The organism is Leptolyngbya sp. Cla-17 (assembly GCF_016807185.1).
Classification (GTDB): Bacteria; Cyanobacteriota; Cyanobacteriia; order Leptolyngbyales; family Leptolyngbyaceae; genus ULC077BIN1.
Window position 1 is genome coordinate 950,415 of record NZ_JAEVYN010000001.1, and the last position, 23,178, is coordinate 973,592.

Sequence of the window (23,178 nt, forward strand, 5' to 3'; positions counted from 1 at the left end):
GCTAAGCGCTCTCATGCTTCGCAATGAAGTCCCTGCAAGCCCAATGACTAGCCCTCAAACCGATGATGTTGATGCCAATGGGTTGCAATATCAATGCGGCGACATAACCAGACACGATCGCGCTGTTGCACATAATCTAAAAATCGCGCCAGAGCCGCGGCACGTCCGGGTCTGCCAACTAAGCGGCAGTGTAGCCCTACACTCATCATTTTGGGTGCGATTTCACCTTCTTCATACAGCACATCAAAGGCATCTCGCAGATAAGCAAAAAACTGATCGCCAGAGTTGAAGCCTTGGGCAGAAGCAAAGCGCATATCGTTGTTATCTAAAGTGTAGGGGATTACTAAATGCGGCTTGCCATAGTCGGTCGTCCAGTATGGCAAATCATCGGCATAGCTGTCGGCATCATATAAAAAGCCGCCCTCTTCTACAACGAGCTTACGGCTAAAGGGGCTGGTGCGTCCGGTATACCAGCCCAGAGGGCGATCGCCGGTCACTTCTGTATGAATTGCGATCGCTTTCTGGAGATGCTCCCGTTCTGCTGCTTCACCAAAATATTTGTAATCAATCCAGCGGTAGCCGTGACTGGCAATCTCCCAGTCTGCATCTTTCATTGCTGCTACTGCCTCAGGATTCCGCGCCAACGCCATCGCCACCCCAAAAATCGTCACCGGAATCTGGCGCTGTGTAAACAGTCGATGCAATCTCCAAAACCCTGTCCGACTGCCATACTCGTAGCATGATTCCATATTCATGTGCCGCAAACCCATTAGAGGAACCGCACCCACAATTTCAGACAAAAACGTTTCGGAAGCCTGATCACCGTGCAAAATACAGGTTTCTCCGCCCTCTTCGTAATTGATCACAAACTGTACGGCGATTCGTGCCTGGTTAGCCCATTGGGGATGAACAGGATTGCCACCATAGCCCACCATATCTCTTGGATAGTCTCTAGACATCGCATCCGTTCCTTTCTAATTACTTGAGCAATTGTCGAAAAGTTTTGTAGAACTATCTCCCTATGGATAGAACCTGATCAAATTGTCATCCTCCCATTAGCCCAACTGAATTAGTCAGATCATCCAGATAACTCATACTCTTTGAGGAGGACTAAAAAGATGACAGCGCGTAGATTAAATATATAGACAGTTGCTCAAGTGCAACTAACCCGGCGGGGGGCTGCCGGGTTTTTTTCTTTGAGATTTAGATTTAGACTACTTCATGTGAATTCTATTAATTGCCCCAAATGAATGAGAATAGCTACTCCTCAGACGACAGGCTATCCGACAAGGTAGTGGGAATCTCAATAATGAATTCTGTTGTGCCTTCATCCGCAGAATAGCTCAAGTTTCCTTTATGCCTCTCAACAACAATCTGATAGCTGGTAGCAAGCCCTAAGCCAACTCCTTGTCCAACTGGTTTTGTCGTAAAAAAAGGTTCAAATAGATGTTTTTCTACCGAACTTGAAATTCCAATTCCATTGTCTTTGATGCGAATCACAACTTGTTTTGGAGACTTTAGCTCTGTTGTGATTTGAATCGTTGGGGTTTCATGGACTGCATTGAAATGAGTAGATTTTTGATGTAAGGCATCAATCGCATTGGTTAATAAGTTCAAAAACACCTGATTCATTTCGCTTGAATGGCAGGTTATTAAAGGCAGATCACCATAATTTTTAATAATTTCTATATCCGGCATTGTAGGTTTTTCAGCGAAGCGATGATGGAGTAACAGTAAAGTACTATCAATGCATTCATGAATATTCGTTGATTTAATGTCTGATTCTCCTAACCGCGAGAAAATGCGCAATGCCAGAACAATCGAACTAATACGATCAACGCCTGTTCTCATTGATCTCATAATATTTTGTAAATCAGCAACCAAAAAATCTAGCTCAGCTTCTTCAAGTAATGCTTGAATGCCTGGGCTGGGTTCTGGATATTCTTTCTGATAGGCAGTAATTAATTGAATCAATAGTTGAATGGATTCATTAGCAGGCTTAAGATTACCTGCGATAAAGCTAACAGGATTATTAATTTCGTGACAAACGCCTGCAACTAATTGCCCTAAACCCGACAGTTTTTCCTTGCGAAGTAGTTGAGTTTGCAGTTGCTTTAAGCTATCTAAAGATTTTTCAAGTTGAGTATTTTTTAGATGTAGTTGAAGTTGCAGGACCTGAATTTGCAGATGGGTTTGAATTCGCATCAAAACTTCTTCAAACTGAAAAGGCTTTGAGATAAAGTCAACACCTCCAACTTGAAAAGCTTTTACCTTATCCACTACATCATTGAGTGCGCTCAAAAAAATGACTGGCACTGAGGCAGTGCTTTCATTTTGTTTGAGCAGTTTGCACGTTTCGTAACCATCCATTTGAGGCATGGTTATATCTAACAGAATTAAATCAGGAACAGTGGCTTGAGCCGCAGTCAGCGCCATTTTTCCAGTTAAGGCTTTACGAACTTGATAGCCTTGCTCTACAAGCATCGTAGACAGAAAGCGAATATTTTCTGGAGTGTCGTCAACAATCAAAATATCAAAATTTTGAGATCCAACGAGGTTTTTGGGAGCGTCCATGGTTGCTTTCAAGACTGTAAGGTCAGCATTGCTAGTTCACGAAATGTAGAGGATTGATAACATTGCTTAGGTTGCTTCTGATGATTCGTTAAATAACGTTTCAGGAACTTGAAGCAGCGTCAAAATTTGATCGAAATCAAAGTCTGATGCTAGTTGTGCGATCGCAGTCTTTAATCCAATCTGTTCCTCAGCAATCTCTTCCAAGAGATTAGGAATTCCTGCATCATTTCCTTCTAGGGCTAAGCGCCTCAGTTTATTTCTCCAACCTTCTGGCATTTGGGCAAGTGCTTCCTTTAAGCCACTCTGAGACCATTGCGCATTGTTTTCGCTAGCCGCTTGTTGAGCCTGAAGGTTATCAGCAGATGCATCATAAAGGTACTGAACCCCCAAATACTGGCTGATTCTTTCAAACAGTTCTTGCTCTTGAAAGGGTTTGCAAATAAAGTCATCGCAGCCAACTTCAAAAAAGGTTTGACGTTGATCAACAAAGGCACTAGCAGTCAGAGCGATTACAATCGTGTTTTGTTCCTGCGGATCAGCTTTGATGATGCGGGTTGCTTCCAGTCCATCTAATATTGGCATCCGTAGATCCATCAAAATTAAGTGGGGTTGCCACTCTCGCCAAATCGCGATCGCTTCTTCTCCATTAACCGCTTCCCGTACCTCAAAGCCTTCCAGATTCAGTACTTCTGATAGCAGCAACCGATTGGTCACGTCATCTTCAGCGATTAAGATTCGCCAAATCGGCTGATTAGGCGCTAACCCAATAACTGGCTGATAAACGGCTTTCCGTGGTTGAATTGAGGGCGGTTCAACACTGCGCATGACAATGTCAAAACTAAACTTGCTGCCTTGATTCGGCTGACTAATGACAGTAATTTCTCCTCCCATCAAGCGTACAAATTTTTGACTAATCGACAAGCCTAATCCGGTGCCTTCTGTAGAGTGCATCCCTGTATTGGTTTGTTCAAACGGCTTAAAGAGTTTGTGGAGTTCATCGGCGGCAATGCCTGCTCCGGTGTCTTCAATTTCAAAATGGATCAGCGGACAGGCGACAGAGTTTTCTTTAACGTTAAAGTTTGATCGCAGAGTAATACTGCCGTGGCTGGTAAATTTAACAGCATTGCTGAATAAATTCAGCAAAACTTGGCGCAGCTTATTTTCATCGGCGATCACATGCTGGGGCAAGGTTTCTGAGCGTTCAAATATCAGTTGTAATCCTTTTGCTTTTGCTCTCAGCCGAAATATCTCCTCCAAACTATCCAAAAGCGCATACAAATCAAAGCTATTTTCGTTTAGAGAGATCCGCCCCGCTTCAATCTTAGACATTTCGAGAACATCATTGATCAGCTTAAGCAGATGACCACCGCTGCGATTGATAATGCTGACATGCTCTTGATGAGTGGAGGGTAAGGCTCGATCGCGTGCCATTAGTTGAGTAAAGCCCAAGATGGCATTTAGCGGGGTGCGAAGTTCATGGCTCATGTTTGCCAAAAACTCGCTTTTGGCGCGATTGGCTACATCGGCGCGGTCTTTGGCTTGTTGAAGATCGGTTGCCTGCTGCTGAGTTTGATTAAACAACTCAGCTTGCTGAACGGCAACTCCTAGCTGAGTGCTAATTTGGGCGACAATTTGAATTTCAGACTCATGCCATTGGCGGGGAGCTGCGTTTTGGTAGTTTGCCAACAAGCCCCAAAGCTGAGTACCGCAAAAAATCGGGACGGTCACATAGGAACGCGCTTGCAAGGATGCCAACAGCTCTAAATAACAGTCATCAAACCCAGCAGCATAAACATCTTCAATGCAGCAGTAGTTTGATTTATCGCGATACAGTCCACCCGCCTGGGTTTGTAAGTAGGTATCGCGAATCAGAATTTCAGCTCCATCATCCATGCGTTTGACCACGCAGTTCGCTTTATCAACCGCAAGCCTGGTTAATTTTGGGTCATTCATCCGGACAGGCACAATTCCGTTCCAACCTTCTGAAACTGATTCGGCAACTACTACGCCGCTCCAGTCTGGGTTAAAGCGGTAAATTAGGGTGCGATCGCACTGAAGGGCTTGGCGCAACTCTGCCGTGGTCGCGCTGAAAATGGCATCCAAATCCAAACTTTGACGCATTTGCAAAATCACTTTTGTAGTTGCCCGCTCCCGATTTGCTATTTGCCGCAGTTTGAATTCTGCCGTTGTTCGTTCCTCAACTTCTGCTGCCAAGGTGTTATTGGTCTGAATCAATTCTGCGTTGCGTTGCTCTACCCGAAACTCTAACTCGTCATAAGCCTGATTTCTGGCATCTTCCGCCCGTTTTCGCCGTAGTTCTGCTGCTGCCCGTGCTGCAAATACCTGTATTAGAACAGTTCTATTTTCGTCCTTTGGTAATGGCTCGGTATGCAAAATGCAAAGACTGCCGATTGCAGTTTGATCCTCATCTAATAAGGGTGCCCCCAGATAACTAACTGCACCCATTTGCACTAGCTCTTGAGCTTGGGGAAACAATGCTTGCAAGTTGTCTGAAAACTCGCAAACTTGCTTGCTTTTAATCACTAAGCCACAAGGTGTGTTTGAAGAGCAATATTGAATATTTTCTGCCAAATGATCACCTGACCAAAAGGCAAGAGTATGAATTTGCTCTATTGGATCGTTCATGGCTTCAGTCACCATGATATAAGTCGTCCCTAAGGCAGTCGCAAGATTTCGCACTAAGGCAGTAAAAAACTCCTCGCTCGTCGCAGTAGCGGTTCCCGTGACGATTTGCCGCAGTAGTGTTTCAGTTTGCTGTCGTTCAGCGATTTGCTTCTCTAATTCTTGATTGATCACCTCTAGCTGAATGGGGCTTTTTAAGGCAAGAAATTGAGGCAGCAGTTCCACCAGTTGTAAGGCGGTGTAGGCAGAAATGAGTGCGGTGAGTGCCCGTTCCAATCCAGAGATCCAGTAGATGGGATACCACAGGGTGACTATATCCAGCAGATGCCCAACGCCGCAAAGGATGATAAACGCACCAAACATCACAAATACTTTGGAAAAAGGGATGTCATCCCGCTTCCTCACAAAGCAAATGAGCATTGTTGGAATGGAAAGGTAGGCGATCGCAATCAGGGCATCGCTCACCACATACAGCCCCACCAATGGAGTTTGCCAGAGGTAGCACTGCCCATGGGGCATATACAAATCCGAAGAGAATAAAGTTTGAAGCAATTCCAGCATCAGTTTTTTCCGCACTACAATTTGCAGCAATTCATGACTTAGTAAGGTGTTAAACACTAGTGTTAGTTATTCAACGACAGTGGTTAATGTATTTTCTTAATTGACTTTTCAAACTTGACTGTTGACTCGCCTAAATTCCAAACTCCTTATATTTGTTTGAATATAAATCAGCTCTCTTGAGAAAAAATGATTGAAAACGCTTGCATTTGCATTAGGATCAATTGCTTTTACATTTAAGGTTCCCCAACATCCTTTCAATGTAAAGCCGTCCAAAAAGACTAGTACACACGTCTTTGGGAGATGCTAGGTGAAAATACTTGGGAATAACTATCTGCTGGGTTAAACCTTGAGGCTGATTTTTAATTGTAACTAAATATTAACGAGAAAACTTTTGCAAAACTTCAGCAGAATTGCCTGGGTCTTAGCTCGATTTAAGGTGCACACCTGATGCGGATTTCTGTGACGGCATTCGCGATCGCCATCACAGAAATCCTCGTTTTAGCTTAGGACTTATCAGCAGGGTTTGACAGCGATCTTGCCTTGAGCTGCTGGCAGATCGCTAACGTGGATCTTAGCTTGACGAACTGCTAAAGGAGGGTGCTGTGCCAAGATAAATTCCGATAATCATGATGCTATAGGCCAGTCCCAGCGAAATCCATAACACCTGCTGCTGGCGCTTGGAAGATAGTTCAAGTCCTAACAAGCTACCCGCGATCGCGCCCCCAATCGAACCTAGGGGCATGAGTACGACCCACAGGTTTAGGACAGTGAGCAAGCCGTAAGCGCCACCACTATCTAGCTCTCGATTTGCAAGCACTGGCAAAAATGCTAGTAGTAGCGTACCTAAAAAAGACCCGAAGAGTGCAGGAAAGAACGTTTTGCTTTTGCGCTTTGCGATCGTCCCAATAATTAGCCCCACAATACCACCCACCACCGCACCGACTACGAGGCTAAGAAACGTGCCCTTGATGAGTTTGGGCAAAACAGCAGATAGCAAAAAATCAATATTGATAAAATCCATCGTGAAAGTGAGCGATTCGCCCTCAGTTAACTCCTAATTCAGTATTTCAACTTAAAAAATCATTGGATAAATCTGAAATATAGATCCATTGAGCGCTGAGTTTAAGTAAATATCGATGCACAAAACTTTACAGAGTTTAGTAAGATACAGTCATTCACAACTAAGTATTTATTCTTATTACCATGCAAGCGGATCAATTTCCTTGGCTAACCGCGATCATCCTGCTTCCCCTCATTGCTGCTGCGCTTGTTCCAGTATTGCCTGATAAAGAAGGCAAAAATGTTCGCTGGTATGCCCTTGGTGTGGGTCTCGCAGACTTTATGTTGATGTGTTACACCTTTTGGAATCACTATGACGCAAGTAGTGCTTCGCTCCAACTCGTTGAAACCTATGCCTGGATACCCCAATTAGGGCTGAATTGGTCTGTTTCAGTCGATGGCTTATCGATGCCACTTGTGTTGTTGGCAGGTTTAGTGACTACTCTCTCAATCTTTGCCACTTGGCGCGTTGATCGCCGCCCCCGTCTTTTCTACTCATTGATGTTGGTACTGTATGCCGCTCAGATAGGGGTTTTTGTCGCCCAAGACATACTCCTTCTCTTCATCATGTGGGAAGTGGAGCTAGTGCCCGTCTACTTACTCATCTGCATTTGGGGTGGACAGAAACGCCGCTACGCCGCTACTAAGTTTCTGATTTACACGGCTGCTGCTTCCATCTTCATCTTGATTGCTGGATTGGCAATGGCATTTTCTGGCGACACCATTACCTTTGATATGGTGCAGCTAGGGTTAAAGGATTATCCCCTACCGCTAGAGTTGGCGCTCTATGCGGGTCTATTGATTGCTTTTGGGGTCAAGCTGGCTATTTTCCCGATGCATACTTGGCTGCCCGATGCTCACGGTGAAGCGTCTGCGCCTGTGTCAATGATTTTGGCGGGCGTGCTGCTCAAAATGGGTGGCTACGGGCTGATTCGCCTTAACCTGGAACTTCTGCCCGACGCTCACGTTTACTTCGCTCCAGTTTTGGCGATTTTGGGAGTGGTTAACATCATCTATGGAGCCTTTAGCTCTTTTGCCCAAATTAACATGAAGCGCCGTCTCGCTTACTCATCCATCTCTCATATGGGGTTTGTATTGTTGGGCATTGCCTCCTTTACTGATTTGGGGATTAGCGGTGCGTTGTTGCAAATGATTTCTCATGGCTTGATTGCATCCGTGTTGTTCTTCTTGGCTGGAGTCACCTACGATCGCACTCATACGATGACAATGACCGAAATGGGTGGATTGGGTCAGGCGATGCCTAAAGTATTCGCCTTGTTTACTGTCGCTTCAATGGCATCATTAGCGCTTCCTGGGATGAGCGGTTTTGCAAGCGAACTGGCAATCTTTGTCGGCATGGCAACCAGCGACAGCTATAGTTCAATCTTTCGCACCGGAACCATTTTGCTTGCCGCTGTAGGCTTAATTCTCACCCCCATTTATCTACTTTCGATGCTGCGTCAGGTGTTTTACAACTCTGGCGAAGTGCCTTTCGCAGGCGTGACTGAGAATGATCTGATTGGCACAGCGCAACAGGAAGCCGTTTGTTTTGGTACCAGTTGTGTGTTGCCAGCTGATGCTGTATTTAGAGACGCAGAGCCGCGTGAAGTGTTTATCGCTGCTTGCTTTATTGCTCTGATTATTGGTATTGGAGTTTATCCTAAGCTGACTACCGACTTGTATGACGCGAAGATGGTTGCAGTGAATGATCATGTACAGCAGTCTTACTCTCAACTGGCTCAAACCAATCCTCATGTTTATGCTCAGGGTTTTCTGGTGCCATCTATTAGTGAACCAGAACTCGCTCCCGTTCTGGGATTAGTCAAGTAGTTGCCTTTTCAAGCTAACAGTCGTGCTTTTCGTGAAATCAGTCAATATGGCAGCTCAAACAAGCCACATTTTCACGTTTGGTATTCGTAGCAATAGGCTTGTCCTATTTCATGACGTTTGCTAGGAAGCTTGCGCCTTAAAAACATCTCTTCTGTCTTAGGATGGAGCATTGCCTAAATACAGGGCGATAAGCTAGGGATGCACACGACTGGCAGGCAAGTTTTATGGATCCTTTACCACTGACCATCAATCGCTCGCAGCTTGACTTGATGCACAACAGCATCAATCAAGCGATTGAAGAGCTGAAAAACAGAAATGCAGCGGGAGATTTCAGCCCCGATAGCGGTCAACAAGAACAAAATCTACTAACTTACGGAGCAAGTGATTTTCCTAAAGCGCAGGGTCGCCTTCAAGAAGTTGAGGTGCAATTGCAAACCAAGCTGAATGGATGGAGTGGGGATCCAAATTTAACTCAGTCTGTGCCGATTGCGCTTGATTCCTACCAAGTGCAGCTAATGCGATCGCAACTCGAGCATCATCGGCAGGGATCTGATGACAATGCACAATTGGTTGATGAAATTATTAATCAACTACCAGAAAATAGCCCAAACGAAAATTCTGATTAAGCATATTTTCGGCATATTTTTTGGTGTTCAATAGCGACAGTTAAGCAGCTTGTAGCCACCGCCTTAGCAGTAAGCCCTTGTTTAGTGATCGCGAATAAGACCGTTGCATTAATGACCCAAGGATGAGCGTAAATTGTTTGATACCGTCCGGACTGAAAAAGTAGGCTAGAAAACCTGCATTTATAAATACCAAACTGGAATTCATGAGGGTTGATAGCAGGAATGCAATGATGATTTGACTTATCCACCAGCACTTTTGCACTCCTGCTGGTGCTCCGGTGAAGGTTACCCTCGTTTGAATGGCACTGGTAGAGTTAGCGCTGAGAATGTCTGCCTCCGTGAAGTCTGCCCCCGTCAAATCTTCACCTTTGAAGGATTACCCCCGCAGATTGGTGCGACGAAAGTCTCGCTCTCCGTTGGCATAGCGGCGTAATACTTCGCTGGCTTTCATGCGGTGGGGCATTCAGAGCGTAAACGGTGAAGAATAATTCTTTGCTACCCGTAGAATAACCGAGAAATAGCCCGGTAAGGGCGGGTCTTGCGCAGCGATCGCAGTTGAATCGTCCCTCTACAGGTGATTGTTCCAGTTCAAACCGCGACCGCTCTAGTGCAAGCGTCAGATAGGTCGATCGCAGCTACTGCGTTAGCGGTGAATCCTGGACGAGCGATCGCCTATTTGCAGGCGCATGGTATTCTGGCGTTCTAATTGGTTTCGTCGTTGCCTGCATCCATGCTTCAGTTCCAGGGATTCAGAGAATTTTGGGCAAAACGCCATTTGGAAATGCAGCCTGTGCTGCGGTTGGCAGCATTTTTCTTTGTTGTGATGTTGCTGTTGGCCCTGCATCGCCACCTAACGTTGTATGCGTCCTACGACCAGGGAATTTTTAATCAGCTTTTCTGGAATGGGATTCACGGAAAGTTTTTTCAAAGTTCCTTGTCGTCGGTGCTATCAGGTGCGGTGGTGATCGATCAGCAAGTGCCTACTGTGTCCTATCACCGATTGGGGCAGCATTTTGACCCAATGTTGCTGCTGTGGCTGCCGATTTACGCGCTGTTTCCCTATGCAGCGACGTTGGTTGTCATTCAAGTGACGCAGGTAGCGGTCGCAGGGTTAGTACTGTATGCGTTGGCGCGTCAGTATTTGCAACCCGCTTTGGCGTATTGGATCACCGCCAGCTACTACGGATCGGTTGCCGTTATTGGACCGACTTTTTCCAACTTTCACGATCTGAGCCAGATTCCGCTGCTGCTGTTTAGCCTGTTCTTAGCGTTGGAAAAGCGCTGGTGGTGGCTCTTTTGGTTAACGGCAGGTTTAACCCTGCTGGTGCGAGAAGACGCAGGCATTTTGCTGTTTAGCATTGGGCTGTATTTAGCGCTGAGTCGGCGATTTCCCATCGTGGGCATTGTTTTGTGCAGCGTCAGCTTTGCCTATGTGATGGCAGCCACCAATGTGTTTATGCCGCTGTTTTCCAGGGATATTTCTCAGCGGTTTATGGTGGAGCGATTTGGGCATTTTGCCACTGGCAACGAAGCCTCCACCTTCGACATTCTGGGCGGCATTCTTAGCAATCCGTTGCGGCTAATTGCCCACGTCTTTTCATCGTTTGATCTGAAACTGTCCTACATGCTGGCACAAACCCTTTCCCTTGCTTTTGTGCCGCTGATCTCACCCAGTGCTTGGATGATGATTAGCGCACCTTTGGCACAACTGCTGTTACAAGGGGGAGATTCTCGATTCTCGGTGTATATCCGTTATGCGATTACGCTAGTGCCCGGTTTGTTTTATGGAGCGATTCTGTGGTGGTCAGCCCATCCCAAGGCTTTTAGACCGCGATTCAAAAAGATTTGGCTGGGGTTTATTATTCTGTCGCTCTTGGTTGTGCTTTTGAAAAGCCCTCATCGCGTGTTTTATTTTGTCATGCCAGATTCGTTTCAACCCTGGGTGCAGGTGCCGCTGCTTCGGCAGTGGAGTCATGTGGCATCCGCGCGATCGCTCCTTCGACAAGTTCCGACCGATGCCAGCGTCTCCGCCACGACCTATCTGGTGCCGCCCTTATCAAGTCGTCGGACAACACTGCGAATGCCCTTTTTGCAGTTTCGCAATGACCAGGATCAAGTGGAAAACGTGGAGTATATTGTGGCGGATTTTTGGCATTTGCAGCAATATCAGCCTGCGTTTCGGGAAGAGCGCGGCTACATGGAAATTTTGCCCGCTAAGATTGACGACTTGCTCGCACAAAATCAGTACGGCATTCAATCCTTTGAGGACGGCATTGTGTTGATGCAGCGCGAACAACCGTCGCAGCCAGCGGCCTTAGCCCAGTGGAAGGCGCTTCGCCCGACTTACGTGCCAACGCCTAGACCCAATTGATTTCGCGATTCGTGAAACGATCCCTACGGGAATCGCCCAACCCTGTTAAAACCACCTCCCCGCAACGAGAAAGTAGTCACATCCTATGGCGCTAACATCACCCAAAAAATCACTATCTGACTGGAGTAGCTTAAACCGAAATCATCCAGCAGGGCTCAAGTGGCTGCTGATTTTAACCGCCGCTTTTTGCAGCTTCATGCTGATTTTTTCGCTCCATCGGTATTACACCTTTTATGCGTCCTATGATCACGGGCTATTTAATCAAGTTTTTTGGAACAACCTGCATGGGCGATGGTTTCAAAGCTCTCTCACAGGGGAACATTCAACGGCAGTTGAGCTAAATAACACTATTCCGCCCGTTAACTTCAATCATTTAGGACAGCATTTTATCCCTGATTTTTTACTTTGGCTGCCGATTTATGCGATTTTCCCTTCCCCCGTCACTCTAATCGTTTTGCAAATTGGCTTGATGGCGGCAGGTGGCGTGGTGCTATACGCCTTAGCGCGGCATTATTTGGAACCGACCCTATCGCTGCTGATTACAGCGGGCTACTTTGGGGCACATGCCGTAGTGGGTCCCACTTTTGCCAATTTCTATGAACACTGTCAGATTCCGCTATTTGTGTTTATCGCCTTGCTGGCAATGGAAAAACAGCGCTGGGGACTATTTTGGCTCATGGTCGCTTTCACCTTAGGCATTCGGGAAGATACCGGAATTATTTTGTTTGGGATTGGATTATATCTAGTGTTGAGCCGTCGCCATCCCTGGGTCGGAGTGGCGCTTTGCGGGATTAGCTTTGCTTATGTGGCAATTATCACCAGCGTGGTGTCACTCCACTTTTCAGGTGACATGCCTCCCCCCTATATGGCAGGACGCTTTGGTCAGTATGTGCCCGGTAACGAATCGCCTACTACGCTACAAGTGCTGTGGGGAATGCTAACCCATCCTTTAGAAGTGTTGAAAAGTCTATTTCTTCCATTCGATCGCAGAGTTTGGTATCTCCTGGGTCAATGGCTACCGTTGGCGTTTGTGCCAGCTCTATCTCCGGCAAGCTGGGTAATTGCGGGGGTTCCTTTACTGTCGTTATTCATACAGTCGGGATTATCTGCCTTGATGATTACTCTGCGATATTCGGTTGCAGTAGTTCCTGGCATTTTTTATGGCGCAATCTTATGGTGGTCATCTCCGTCTCAGCGGTCTTTTCCTAACCCGCCGACCCCGCGATCGCTATGGCAAACGCTCGGCTTCACCTATCGTACCCGTCAGTTAACTTCCACCTTTCGCCGCTTTTGGATAGCCTGTATTGCCCTGTCGGTTATCTTGGTAACTCTTTCTAGTCCTAATCAGGCATTCTACTTTTTGTTGCCCGAATCCTTTAATCCTTGGCTGCATATCACCCTGCCACGCCAATGGGAACATAGCCAGGTGCTGCGCGAGACGATCCGGATGATTCCTGCCGATGCCAGCGTTGCCGCCACTACTCACCTAATTCCACCCCTTTCAACCCGACGCGAAATTATTCGATTTCCAAGACTACAGCTAAGAGATGAGCAAGGGCAGGTAAAAATGATGGAATATGCCGTGGTGGATCTATGGCGGTTGAATCAGTACCAAAATCTATTTAAGCCAGAACATCAGCGCTTAAGTATGATTATCGCCGCGATAGATCAGATCCTTGCCCAGAAAACCTATGGACTGCTGCAATTGAGGGATGAAGTCGTGCTGCTGCAAAAGGGAGTGCCATCTCAACCCGCGCCCCTAGCAGCCTGGATTCCTCTACGGCAAAAGTTGCTGATGTCTTTAGAAAAAACAACGCTCAGACGACGAAAAAAATAGTGGCAGTGTCAAATTCACTGGACAAAACAAGTTTGGACGTAAGCCGAAATCATTCCATGCGATAGTTCAATTTTTGACTGTCTTATATGGTAAAGGTTATGTCTGATACCCGGTGTGTGGTGTTGAGGAGAACAAGCATGAGTCGATTGCCTAGAAAGTCGTTAAGCTCTGGGTTGAAGTGGGTTCAGTTTAGCCGCGATCGCGAGGCAACCCACCAAAGGCGAGAACCAGGATTAGCGTTTGCGAGTGATCGATCCACTGCTATGGATTGGGTTGAAAGTGATCTGTACGGCAGCAGGGCGACCAGTCGGCAGCAGCCTCACCAGGTGGCGATCATTATGCCTGTGTACAACGAGCAAACTTGTATTGGTTCTACATTTGATGCAGTGTTGGAGTATTGCCAAAGCCATCCTGATTACTGCTTTATTTTTGTTAGTGATGGCTCCAGCGATCTCACCCAGCAGATTTTAGAGCAGCGAATCGCTGATGCCCAAACTGAGCAAATTCAACTGCTGTCCTACTGCGATCGCGGTGGCAAAGGACATGCCGTCAAAATGGGAGTCCATCTAGCAGATGCAGACCAGGTTTGCTTTTTAGATGGAGATCTCGCCTATTCTTTGGATCATTTAGATAGGCTCGTAGCGAAATTAACGCAATACGATGTGGTGATCGGCTGCCGAAGCATGATGCCCGAAGGCAACCAAGGGCTGAGGCTCTCTCGAAAAATCGCTGGAAAAGTTTTTAACGCTCTATCTAAGCAAATTTTGAACTTGCCCTATGTGGATATGCAAGCAGGCTTAAAGGGCTTTCGAGGCAAGGCAGCCAAAGAAATATTCGATCGACAGGAATTAATTGGTTTTTCCTTTGATGTGGAGCTAATTTACTTAGCAAAGAAGTTGGGTTACTCGATCGCAGAAATTCCGGCCTATGTTTCCAGCAGCCACGCTACCAAACCATCTAAAGTGAACCTGTTAGCAGATTCACTTAAAATGCTGCGCGACCTGTTCAAAATTCGCTGGAATGATGTGACCGGAAGTTATGAATAAAGTGGTTCTGCTCAGTTTTGATGTGGAAGAGTTTGATATTCCCGAGGAATATGGTCAAACGTTGGATGAGCGAGAGAAATTTCGGGTGTCGCTCAAAGGTTTAGAACCGATTTTGCACTTGTTGGAGCGGCTTAATATCCGAGCTACCTTTTTTACGACTGCCAACTTTGCGCTCCACCATCAACCCTTAATTAGAGCGATTGCCCAGACTCACGAAATCGCTTCTCATGGCTTCTATCATTCGTCGTTTGAACCCGCAGACCTAGCTGCATCCAAACAGGCGCTTGAACAAATTATTCAAGTACCCATCACCGGGTTTCGTATGGCGCGTCTCCAAAAAGTGAATGATTGTGCGATTGAGCGCGCCGGATATGCCTATAATTCATCCATGAATCCGACTTATCTTCCAGGGCGATATAACAATTTTTTCACCCAGCGCACTGCCTATTACTCGCAGCAGCTTTTGAATATCCCTGTATCTGTCACGCCACTAATTCGATTTCCACTGTTTTGGTTGAGCTTCAAAAATCTTCCGCTACCGCTTTACAAACTTGCAAGCCTATTCACTCTGCGAGTCGATCGCTATTTAAGTTTATACTTTCACCCGTGGGAGTTTACCGACCTTTCAGCCTATGGGCTACCGAGTTATGTAAAACGCCACTCTGGGCAATCGATGCTTTTGCGTTTAGAGCGCTATCTAATCTGGCTGCATTCCCAGGCAGACTTCGTTACCTACGCTGATTTCAGGCAGTTTGTTCACCCAAAATTCTCATGTCTGGGCTAAATTTTTTATCATTTATTGGAATTTTTGCGCTCTGTGGGATTGCGTGGCTCACCTCAGAGAACCGCCGCATCATTCCCTGGCGAACCATTTTTTGGGGAATTGGGCTGCAACTCATTCTAGGGTTGCTGGTTTTTCTGATTCCTGCCACCCGCAGTTTAATGGAACTGCTGAGTGATGGCGTAAATTCTATTCTGCAAGCGACGGAAGCAGGCTCTCGGTTTGTCTTTGGTTCGTTATTGGTGCCTGACCCAATCAGCGCACCAGCTAGTCCTTTATTGGCAGGTCGGTGGATTGCCCGTGCCGTTACGCCGCCCTATGTGCCTGTTCCGGGCGATCTCCTCCTGTCCAACGGCTCCAGCGGCGATTTTATTAGTCTGGGCTATATCTTTGCCTTTCGGGCATTGCCCAGCGTCATTTTCTTTTCAGCGCTAATGGCACTGCTTTATACCCTGGGCTTGATTCAGCCTTTAGTAAACGGATTTGCGCGAATTTTTCGCCACACGATGAACCTTAGTGGTGCTGAAGCTCTCAGTGGCGCTAGCAATATTTTTGTGGGTATTGAAGCGACTGTTTTAGTGCGTCCTTATCTAGAGCGCATGACCCGCAGTGAACTCTGTGCCATTTTGGCATCCTGTTTTGGTAGCATTGCCTCCACGGTCTTAGCGCTGTATGTGGGCTTCTTGCGTCCCGTATTCCCAAACATTACTGGACATTTGATTTCAGCGTCGATCATGGCAATTCCTGCCTGTTTTGTCATTTCTAAAATTGTGGTGCCCGAAACGGCAGTGCCCGAAACGATGGGGAGATCGTTGCGACGCCAGCAGACTCAAACAGATGCGGTAGTGGAGGAAGAATTAGAGCCAGAGAAGGAATTTGAGACTGTGGACCGGCGTGATGCGTTGAGTGATGAAGAGATTGAGCCGGTCCGTGTGAATCAGCGAGATCATAACCCGCCTGCGCCGCTGAATCTGATGGAAAGCGTGGTGTTGGGTGCCCTGGATGGAGTGAAGTTGGCAGCGGCGATCGCCGCGTTGCTGATTGCGATTCTGGGATTGGTGGCGTTGATCAACCTCTTTTTCGCAAACCTGGCGTCTTTAGCAACCAGTTCTCAACCCTTCATTCGCGGTATCGGTCGGGTGTTTCAGATTGTCAGCCTGCAAAATATTTTAGGTGCGCTATTTTTGCCGCTGACATTTTTAACGGGAGTTTCTCTGCAATGGCAAGAACTGTGGCAGTCCTCCGTTTTGATTGGGCAACGCCTGATTTTAACGGAAGTGCCTTCCTATCAACAGCTCGCAGTGTTAGCAAATCAGGGTATTCTCAGTCCTCGCGCTTTGCTGGTGGTGAGTTATGCCCTGTGTGGATTTGCCCATCTGCCCTCAGTCGGCATTTTTGTCGGCGGCTTGGTTAGTTTAGTGCCATCACGTCGCCGAGATATTACCGAACTGGGTTGGAAGGCTCTGTGGGCTGCGACTCTGGCAACGCTGATGATTGGCTGTATCGCAGGGGTCTATGACACTGGAAACCCAGCCGTTTTAGGAAGATAGCAGTTTGAGCCATTTAGAGATTTGAAGCGAGACAGGAACCATAGGTATGAATCGAAAACGACTCTGGTTGATCAGTTTGGCAATCCTTAGCGCGATCGCCTTTATGTTCAGCGGCTATCATCAACACCAGCCCTCGGAAAGCGCCTTTCAAGTACCTGCGGCGATTGCTCAACCTGTCGCTCCATCGACAAACTCTTCCCCTAGTGCTCCTCCTGCTCAAATCCCTTCCCCACCTTCTCCTCCTCTAACTTCTCCTCCTCTAACTTCTCCTCCTCTAACTTCTCCTCCTCTAACTTCTCCTCCTCTAACTTCTCCTCCTCTAACTTCTCCTCCTGGTGCTCTACCTACTATCCCAGTTGATCCACCGGGTTCTCCCTCATTCGCTCCCCCCGCATCGACTGCGCCGCCCTTACCCATGGGCGGCATGTATCAAGACCCAGGTGGACGCTTCCGGGTTGGCATTTTGCAAGATTATAAAATTAGTCCCCTGGCAGGTTCTGTGCTGGTTGAATCCTTGGATAGCAACTTGGCATATATCGTTGTGCCTCAATCTCAACCTTTGGGCAATCCCATCGGGCTGAACGCTGGCTATGACAATAGCGATAGCCTTGCTAAAATCGCGATCGCTGCTTTCCAGCGCGGCGAAGGATTCCAGCCTGCTCCTGCCCAATTGGAAGAGGGCGGTGGAGCCGTGATGAATTGGTCAGGCACCCTCACTCTGGCAGGTGCGACTCAGCCCGTGAGCGGCGTAATTTTGGTGCGCCCCTCCTCCAAATATGTTTTGCTGATGCTAGTTGCTGCGACTCAAGCCGGAGCCAACCGGGTACCGGGTGCGGTTTCCGCTTTAGCCAATAGCCTTGAGGCACTTTAGAAAGGTGGTGTCCGGTGTCAGAAAAATAGGTGTCAGGTGTCAGGAGTTAGGTGATAGATTTTCTTTAAGTCTTTGACTATGCGCTCAACACTCGACACGTCCCCGCCCATGTACTCAGATTCAGAAATTCGCCGTTTAATGGATTTGTTGCCAGCTTCTGGTCGCATGATGACGAAGCTGATGAGTAAGCCAGAACAGCGGCATGTGATTGATCATCCGTTTCCCATGCCCTGGATGACCGCTCGTCCAGTTTGGGTAAATTTTAATCTGCTTAGCCAATTGTCTCGTCCTGAATGCGATTTGCTGGTGCTGCGTACTGTTAGTTGGATAACTAGCATCAAATGGTTTCGCCCCAATTGGTATCAAGCAGCTGTTTTAGCAGGATTGATGGGCATTACGGTGGAGGCGGTGCAGGCGGATGCCGTGGGCATGATTGCGGCTGGAGCCTTGAGCGCGATCGCAGGGACACAGATTTGGCGCGAAAACCATAGCACCCAAAAAGAACTGGATGCGGATGAAACGGCACTTCAGGTCGCGCAGCGGCGAGGTTATACGGAAACAGAGGCTGTGCAGGCATTGCTTTCCGCCATTGAAGCCGTCGCTCAAATTGAAGGGCGAAACCTTACCTTGAATGACTTATTGCGGAGCCAAAATTTGCGGGCGATCGCGCAAATATCTCCCATTGGAATTCCTGCAAACCTCCGCAAACACTAACTCATCTCAGTACCTAGTCTGACAAAGCTTCTCCGATCACTGGCATCACTACGATCTGCAATTCGTTTGAGTCGGTTGGTGCGAGATTGGACATTTTTGTAAATGTCAGTAGAATTTTGATATTCAAATCAGATGCGCTAGGTGCATTCGTTGAAACAAGCAATGAAACGGCTTCCAATATCGTGGCTGTGGTTTTTGGCTAGCTTTACGCTGCCGATCGCGATCGCGGTTGGAGGAAAAGCAGTGAGTCGCTGGCAGCAACCCTCTTCTTTAGTGTCCACTGCCCCTGAGCTAGGATGTCAAACAATTATTGCCGATCCCAAGCCACCCATGAATGTGCGCTCTAGCCCAGTGGTTGCTCCTGACAATGTGATAGGTCGGTTGCCTAATGGAGTGCCGTTGAGCGTGACCGACGAAAATCAAGGCTGGTTAAAGATCAGCAGCCCGCTTCAAGGTTGGGTTTATCAAGAGTTGACGGTAACTAGCTGTGGTTCAATAAATAGCGCTGCGGTCGCTACTCAGTCACAGTCGGATTCTGGTACTTATTTAATGGCGATCGCTACCCAGCAATATCAAGCTGGCAACATAGACGGAGCAATTGCCTTAGCCAAAACGGTGTCTTCCGACAGTCCGGTTTACCCAATGGCGATAGGTGCAGTATCACAATGGCAACTGGATTGGAATCGAGCACAGTCAGAATATTACAGCGCTCAAAAAGCTTTAAGAGATGGCAGATGGGATGATGTTTTAAGCCAAGTAAAACATTACCCTTCTATTCGCTTTTGGAAAGAGAAACTAACTGGACTGGTCAAGCAGGCGATCGCTCAGCAAAAGTTATCTCAAATTAAAAAGGAGGCAACACTGCCTCCTTCTCAAAACCCTAATTAGCCTGAACGATTAAACCAACTTCAGAGATGGATATTCAACCAGCAAGTCATCACGGGTTAAGACATCCTCTTCTGCTTGCGGAGTCCAAAGAACTTCTAAAGCCAAGAGGCGATCGCTGGCAACGCCACCCAAGATACCCAAAGCTTGACGCAAATCTTCAGTATTGTTGACAGCAGGTAGTTTCAGGTTGCCTTGAGCACCAACCACCAACGTTACGACAATAAATTCGCCAGGGTCTTGCAGTTCTTGGTTTACTAAAGAGCCACCTTCATCACTACCCATCAATAGTGCATCTATGGGCGCTTGCTGTAACTGGTTGTTTACATTTGAAAGGGTTTCATGGCTAAATTTGCTGCGTTCGCTTAAAGCAAGACGATTAAACTCTGCTTCTGCACTTGCCAAACGCGACTGCTGCACTGTGGAGTTGGCATGAGTCCAATATTCTGGATGGCGAAGCAATGCCAAAGTCGTTTCTTGCAAGACTTGAGCCAGCCCTGCGGTTGACCCCGTGTTTGCACTAGCTGCTAACTTGTCTAAGTCAACCTGAAGCCCACGAGCGTTAGCCAACAAGCCAACTTGGAGTCGGGCAACGCTGACAGTTGGGTTCGCAACAGCATCGTAATCAGAACCCTCTACTTGACTGCGGCGAAATGTCTGAACGAGGAAACTGGCGATCGCAAAGAAAACCAGGATCGACACCAAACTACCACCACCGCCCAAAAAGAAGGTCGGCGCAATAAAAGGAAAACCAAAACCACCGCCTGGATAGTAGCCGCCACCCCCCATTGGAGGCGCGTAGCTTCGAGGAGATGAGTAACCACGGCTAGGCATTGGCGCACGGAACGAACCGCCACCAATTCTGCCGCCACCCCGCGAAGGTGCTGCAAAAGCGTCATTTGCCTGACCTAGCGCTAAACCCAGCACCAAAACTAAGAGAATGAACGGCTTCAACAGCGGTTTGATATAGGAAACGAACTTCTTTTTCATAACTGGCATCTACTAGACTTTATTCAACGTGAAATGATTTTAAGGAGTGTTGGGAACTATTCACCTCAGCGTCTTGGTATTTCCATCTTGTAAGCACATCAGACAATCTCATGTGATTGTCTGGGCTAACGCCTGAGTTCAAAAGTTTGTTCACCCTTTGTTAAGAGTTATAAATTCTCTTACCTATATAATCTACCGCCTTTCGCGTTGTCTGAAGAGGTAATAAGAGTAGTAAAAGAGGGGTGATTGCCGTAGCTTGACAGGCGGTTCTCTCTCTTACTCAAAATACACTGTAGTCGCATAACTCGCGCTTGCTGGCTTTGCTGTAATCAAGTTTTACGATTCTAAAAATCAACTTTTCCAGTTCTATCCTCTCAAAGAAAAGCAATAAAAATGTCTGGCAAAAGACAGATTTACTGTTGCGTGCAGCCTTGACGAAAAGTAGTTTCTCCTTACAATGGTTTTGCAGTAAAGAAATGTAACGGAACGGTTCTATTCTGCTTTGCACTTTTCTATTGCATGATTTTTTCTAATTAATAACAAGGTTCACTAATATGACTCAACAACCCTCTGTAACGCCTAAAGTTGGCGAACCTAAGTTTGGTTTTAACGAGTATGCTGAACGCCTAAATGGTCGTGCTGCCATGATTGGCTTTGCTCTAATGCTGGCGATCGAGTATGCCAGTGGTCAAGGTTTACTAGCATGGCTGGGTTTGGACTAGTTTTTCTGACCCTACCACTTTTCCCTGTCACCTCTAGTTTTAAGGTGCTTCAAAGGTATCTTCTGTAATTAGGCGATCGCGATAAAGCTCTGGTTGTGGTTTATCGAGTTCATTAGGTCGATTCGACGAATCAGCGTAGCCTAAGACCTGAAAAATCTCAACCAGGCTTTGTCTACCGCGCAGTTGGACCTGTCCCCACGATTCTACGTAAAACTGCTCTTGCAAATGATCCAAGGTTTCACGAGCAATCAAAATTCGACAGAGACCCATTTGATTGTCTTTTTTACACGCTTCCAGACGAGCAGCAATGTTGACACTATCTCCGATCACCGCATATTCCAGGCGATTTTTTCCACCTAAGCTGCCTGCCATTACGTTTCCAGTGTAAATTCCAGCCCGCATTTGCACGACAGGTAATCCTCTTTGCTGCCAATCCTGATTAAGCGTTTGTAGGCGATCGCCCATTTCGACTGCACAGGCAACTGTTTGTCTTGCATCTTCGGCAATTTCAGCGACTGTTAAACGGGGTACAGGCACACCAAACACCGCCATCAGTCCATCACCCATAAACTTGTTGACAATGCCATGGTGTTGATGAACGGCTTGAGTCATGCTGCACATATATTCATTCAGCCAATCCATCATCACTTCGGGCGGATGTTGCTCTGAAATGCCGCTGAAGTTGCGAATATCAATAAATAAAATGGTGACCGTTAGAGTTTGCCCTGCTAACATGCCTGATTGAAGTAATCGATCGCGAGAATTCCATAGGGCTAACGCAATTTCAGGTGAAGTTTGCTGTCCTAATAGCTTCATCACAATCTGCTGCTGTTGCCGAGCATATTGCGTCTGGTAGGCGACGACAAAGCTGCCAACCGCGATCGCTGCCATTGCTGGGGCGGCAACAGGAACCCAGGCTTGATGTAAGAACAAACTATAGCCCGTACCCACCAAGAGCAACAGCAGCCCAGTTCCCGACAGGATGAGTAGCAATGGACGCTGAACCCACCAGGCAAGCACTCCCCCGGCAATCGCCCAGCTTATAATCCACAGCACTTCAATCGGCTCAGACCAAAACCAAAACAGCGATCGCCCTTCTGCTGCAGCCGTTAGTGTTTGGCTAAGCATTTGAGCATGAATAACCACTCCTGGCATTTTGGGATTTGCGGTTTTGGCAGCACTAAAAGGAGTGAAAAATAAATCTTTGGCGCTAGGAGCTGTGGTTCCAATTAAAACAACGCGATCTTTGATCAGAGCAGGATTGGCCTGCTTTCGTAAAACCTGATTCAAAGTGACCACTTCTGAAGGATACTGAGCCGATCGATAGTTCAGTAATATCTGCTCTCCTGCCGCATCAATCCGTTGATAACCGCCCGAATTGGCTCTCAATGGCGAAAAGGTTGCCCCCAATACAAAGTCTCCTTTGGGTAAGCGATCGCCAGAATTATTCAGATATTGCATTGCCAGCCGGGTGGCAAAAGAGACGGACTCTGTGGCACCATCCGAGACAAACATGAGATTTCGCCTAATAACGCCATCGGGGTCAAGAATTAGGTCGTTAAATCCAACCTGGTTAGCAGACACGTTAGGCGGGGCGGGAATCGCTTCTTCTGGGGTATTTCCTAAGGATTGAATGGCAACTACATTAGAACGCCGCAGTTCTTTGGTTAAAGCCGCATGTCCTGGCTCGACGGGAATGTCGCGTAGAACATCCAACCCAATCACCCGTGGCTGGTACTGTTGAAGTTGGCTAAGTGCTTCTGCATACACCCGATCAGGAAGCGGCCAACGCTTTTGGGTGCGGATATCATCTTCGGTAATAGCAACAATCAGCAACCTATTATCGACAGGTACCTCTGATCGCACCCGAACCATTGCGTCGTAAACTGCTAATTCTAAGAATTCTAATTGCCCTAACTGCCGAGTTCCTAACACTAAGCCAGTAACGCTAATTCCAGCAAGGACTAGCACTCCTAGTTCTGTAGAAGTGCTTTGTGGCAAAAACTTGCACCACTGTGAAAAAACTTGACGAAACCAAACTATCAAGGAAATCCTCTTTGGGCTGACTCAGCCCGATTGAGTTAGGCAATCGCTAACTCAACAATGTTGCAATTATAG

The 23,178-nt window shown here is 47.1% G+C and carries 17 protein-coding genes and 1 pseudogene; 12 read left to right on the forward strand and 6 right to left on the reverse strand.

What is annotated here, in order from left to right; translation table 11 throughout:
• Positions 1-47: 47 nt before the first annotated feature.
• The 4 genes from puuE to JOY44_RS04350 form a co-directional block, all read right to left on the reverse strand.
• Entirely contained in the window at positions 48-959 is a 912-nt protein-coding gene (puuE, locus tag JOY44_RS04335; protein WP_171572482.1) for an allantoinase PuuE, read from the reverse strand.
• A 301-nt stretch (positions 960-1,260) separates the two neighbouring features.
• Positions 1,261-2,574: a response regulator gene (locus JOY44_RS04340; protein WP_171572483.1), complete on the reverse strand. Its 1,314-nt coding sequence runs from the start codon at positions 2,572-2,574 to the stop codon at positions 1,261-1,263.
• Positions 2,575-2,640: 66 nt separating this feature from the next.
• A complete protein-coding gene (locus tag JOY44_RS04345) occupies positions 2,641-5,835 on the reverse strand; it encodes a GAF domain-containing protein (protein ID WP_197984952.1) in 3,195 nt (1,064 codons plus the stop codon).
• A gap of 514 nt (positions 5,836-6,349) precedes the next feature.
• Positions 6,350-6,799 carry a hypothetical protein gene (locus JOY44_RS04350; RefSeq protein ID WP_171572484.1) on the reverse strand — a complete coding sequence of 150 codons (450 nt, stop codon included), beginning with the start codon at positions 6,797-6,799 and terminating at the stop codon, positions 6,350-6,352.
• A 182-nt stretch (positions 6,800-6,981) separates the two neighbouring features.
• On the opposite strand from JOY44_RS04350, the gene JOY44_RS04355 reads away from it, so the two are divergent.
• From JOY44_RS04355 to JOY44_RS04400, 11 genes and pseudogenes are all read left to right on the forward strand, one after another.
• Positions 6,982-8,667 carry an NAD(P)H-quinone oxidoreductase subunit 4 gene (locus JOY44_RS04355; protein WP_171572485.1) on the forward strand — a complete coding sequence of 562 codons (1,686 nt, stop codon included), beginning with the start codon at positions 6,982-6,984 and terminating at the stop codon, positions 8,665-8,667.
• Between the two features lie 224 nt (positions 8,668-8,891).
• A complete protein-coding gene (locus JOY44_RS04360; protein WP_171572486.1) occupies positions 8,892-9,293 on the forward strand; it encodes a hypothetical protein in 402 nt (133 codons plus the stop codon).
• 574 nt (positions 9,294-9,867) lie between these two features.
• Positions 9,868-9,999, forward strand: a complete 132-nt coding sequence (locus tag JOY44_RS32305; RefSeq protein WP_281063277.1) for a hypothetical protein — start codon at positions 9,868-9,870, stop codon at positions 9,997-9,999.
• Between the two features lie 24 nt (positions 10,000-10,023).
• Entirely contained in the window at positions 10,024-11,664 is a 1,641-nt protein-coding gene (locus tag JOY44_RS04365; RefSeq protein WP_171572488.1) for a DUF2079 domain-containing protein, read from the forward strand.
• A gap of 85 nt (positions 11,665-11,749) precedes the next feature.
• The gene (locus JOY44_RS04370; protein WP_171572489.1) at positions 11,750-13,501 is read left to right on the forward strand and encodes a DUF2079 domain-containing protein; all 1,752 of its coding nucleotides are present in this window, start codon (positions 11,750-11,752) and stop codon (positions 13,499-13,501) included.
• Positions 13,502-13,638: 137 nt separating this feature from the next.
• Complete coding sequence (locus JOY44_RS04375; protein WP_171572490.1) at positions 13,639-14,547, forward strand: glycosyltransferase; 909 nt, start codon at positions 13,639-13,641, stop codon at positions 14,545-14,547.
• Positions 14,540-15,331 carry a polysaccharide deacetylase family protein gene (locus JOY44_RS04380; RefSeq protein ID WP_171572491.1) on the forward strand — a complete coding sequence of 264 codons (792 nt, stop codon included), beginning with the start codon at positions 14,540-14,542 and terminating at the stop codon, positions 15,329-15,331. The genes JOY44_RS04375 and JOY44_RS04380 overlap by 8 nt, the downstream gene beginning before the upstream one ends.
• Positions 15,319-16,878 carry a NupC/NupG family nucleoside CNT transporter gene (locus JOY44_RS04385; protein ID WP_171572492.1) on the forward strand — a complete coding sequence of 520 codons (1,560 nt, stop codon included), beginning with the start codon at positions 15,319-15,321 and terminating at the stop codon, positions 16,876-16,878. Before JOY44_RS04380 ends, JOY44_RS04385 begins: the two co-directional genes overlap by 13 nt.
• A gap of 279 nt (positions 16,879-17,157) precedes the next feature.
• Positions 17,158-17,238: pseudogene (locus JOY44_RS32765) on the forward strand (hypothetical protein); the annotation flags it as partial.
• A 619-nt stretch (positions 17,239-17,857) separates the two neighbouring features.
• Positions 17,858-18,463 carry a DUF3318 domain-containing protein gene (locus JOY44_RS04395; RefSeq protein WP_171572493.1) on the forward strand — a complete coding sequence of 202 codons (606 nt, stop codon included), beginning with the start codon at positions 17,858-17,860 and terminating at the stop codon, positions 18,461-18,463.
• Between the two features lie 162 nt (positions 18,464-18,625).
• Complete coding sequence (locus JOY44_RS04400; protein WP_171572494.1) at positions 18,626-19,351, forward strand: SH3 domain-containing protein; 726 nt, start codon at positions 18,626-18,628, stop codon at positions 19,349-19,351.
• A gap of 9 nt (positions 19,352-19,360) precedes the next feature.
• On the opposite strand, the gene JOY44_RS04405 is transcribed toward JOY44_RS04400, so the two are convergent.
• Entirely contained in the window at positions 19,361-20,338 is a 978-nt protein-coding gene (locus JOY44_RS04405; protein WP_171572495.1) for a DUF1517 domain-containing protein, read from the reverse strand.
• 554 nt (positions 20,339-20,892) lie between these two features.
• On the opposite strand from JOY44_RS04405, the gene JOY44_RS04410 reads away from it, so the two are divergent.
• A complete protein-coding gene (locus JOY44_RS04410) occupies positions 20,893-21,060 on the forward strand; it encodes a hypothetical protein (RefSeq protein WP_171572496.1) in 168 nt (55 codons plus the stop codon).
• 39 nt (positions 21,061-21,099) lie between these two features.
• Here the strand turns inward: JOY44_RS04410 and JOY44_RS04415 are convergent, their stop codons facing one another.
• Positions 21,100-23,061 carry a CHASE2 domain-containing protein gene (locus tag JOY44_RS04415; RefSeq protein WP_171572497.1) on the reverse strand — a complete coding sequence of 654 codons (1,962 nt, stop codon included), beginning with the start codon at positions 23,059-23,061 and terminating at the stop codon, positions 21,100-21,102.
• Positions 23,062-23,178 lie beyond the last annotated feature (117 nt).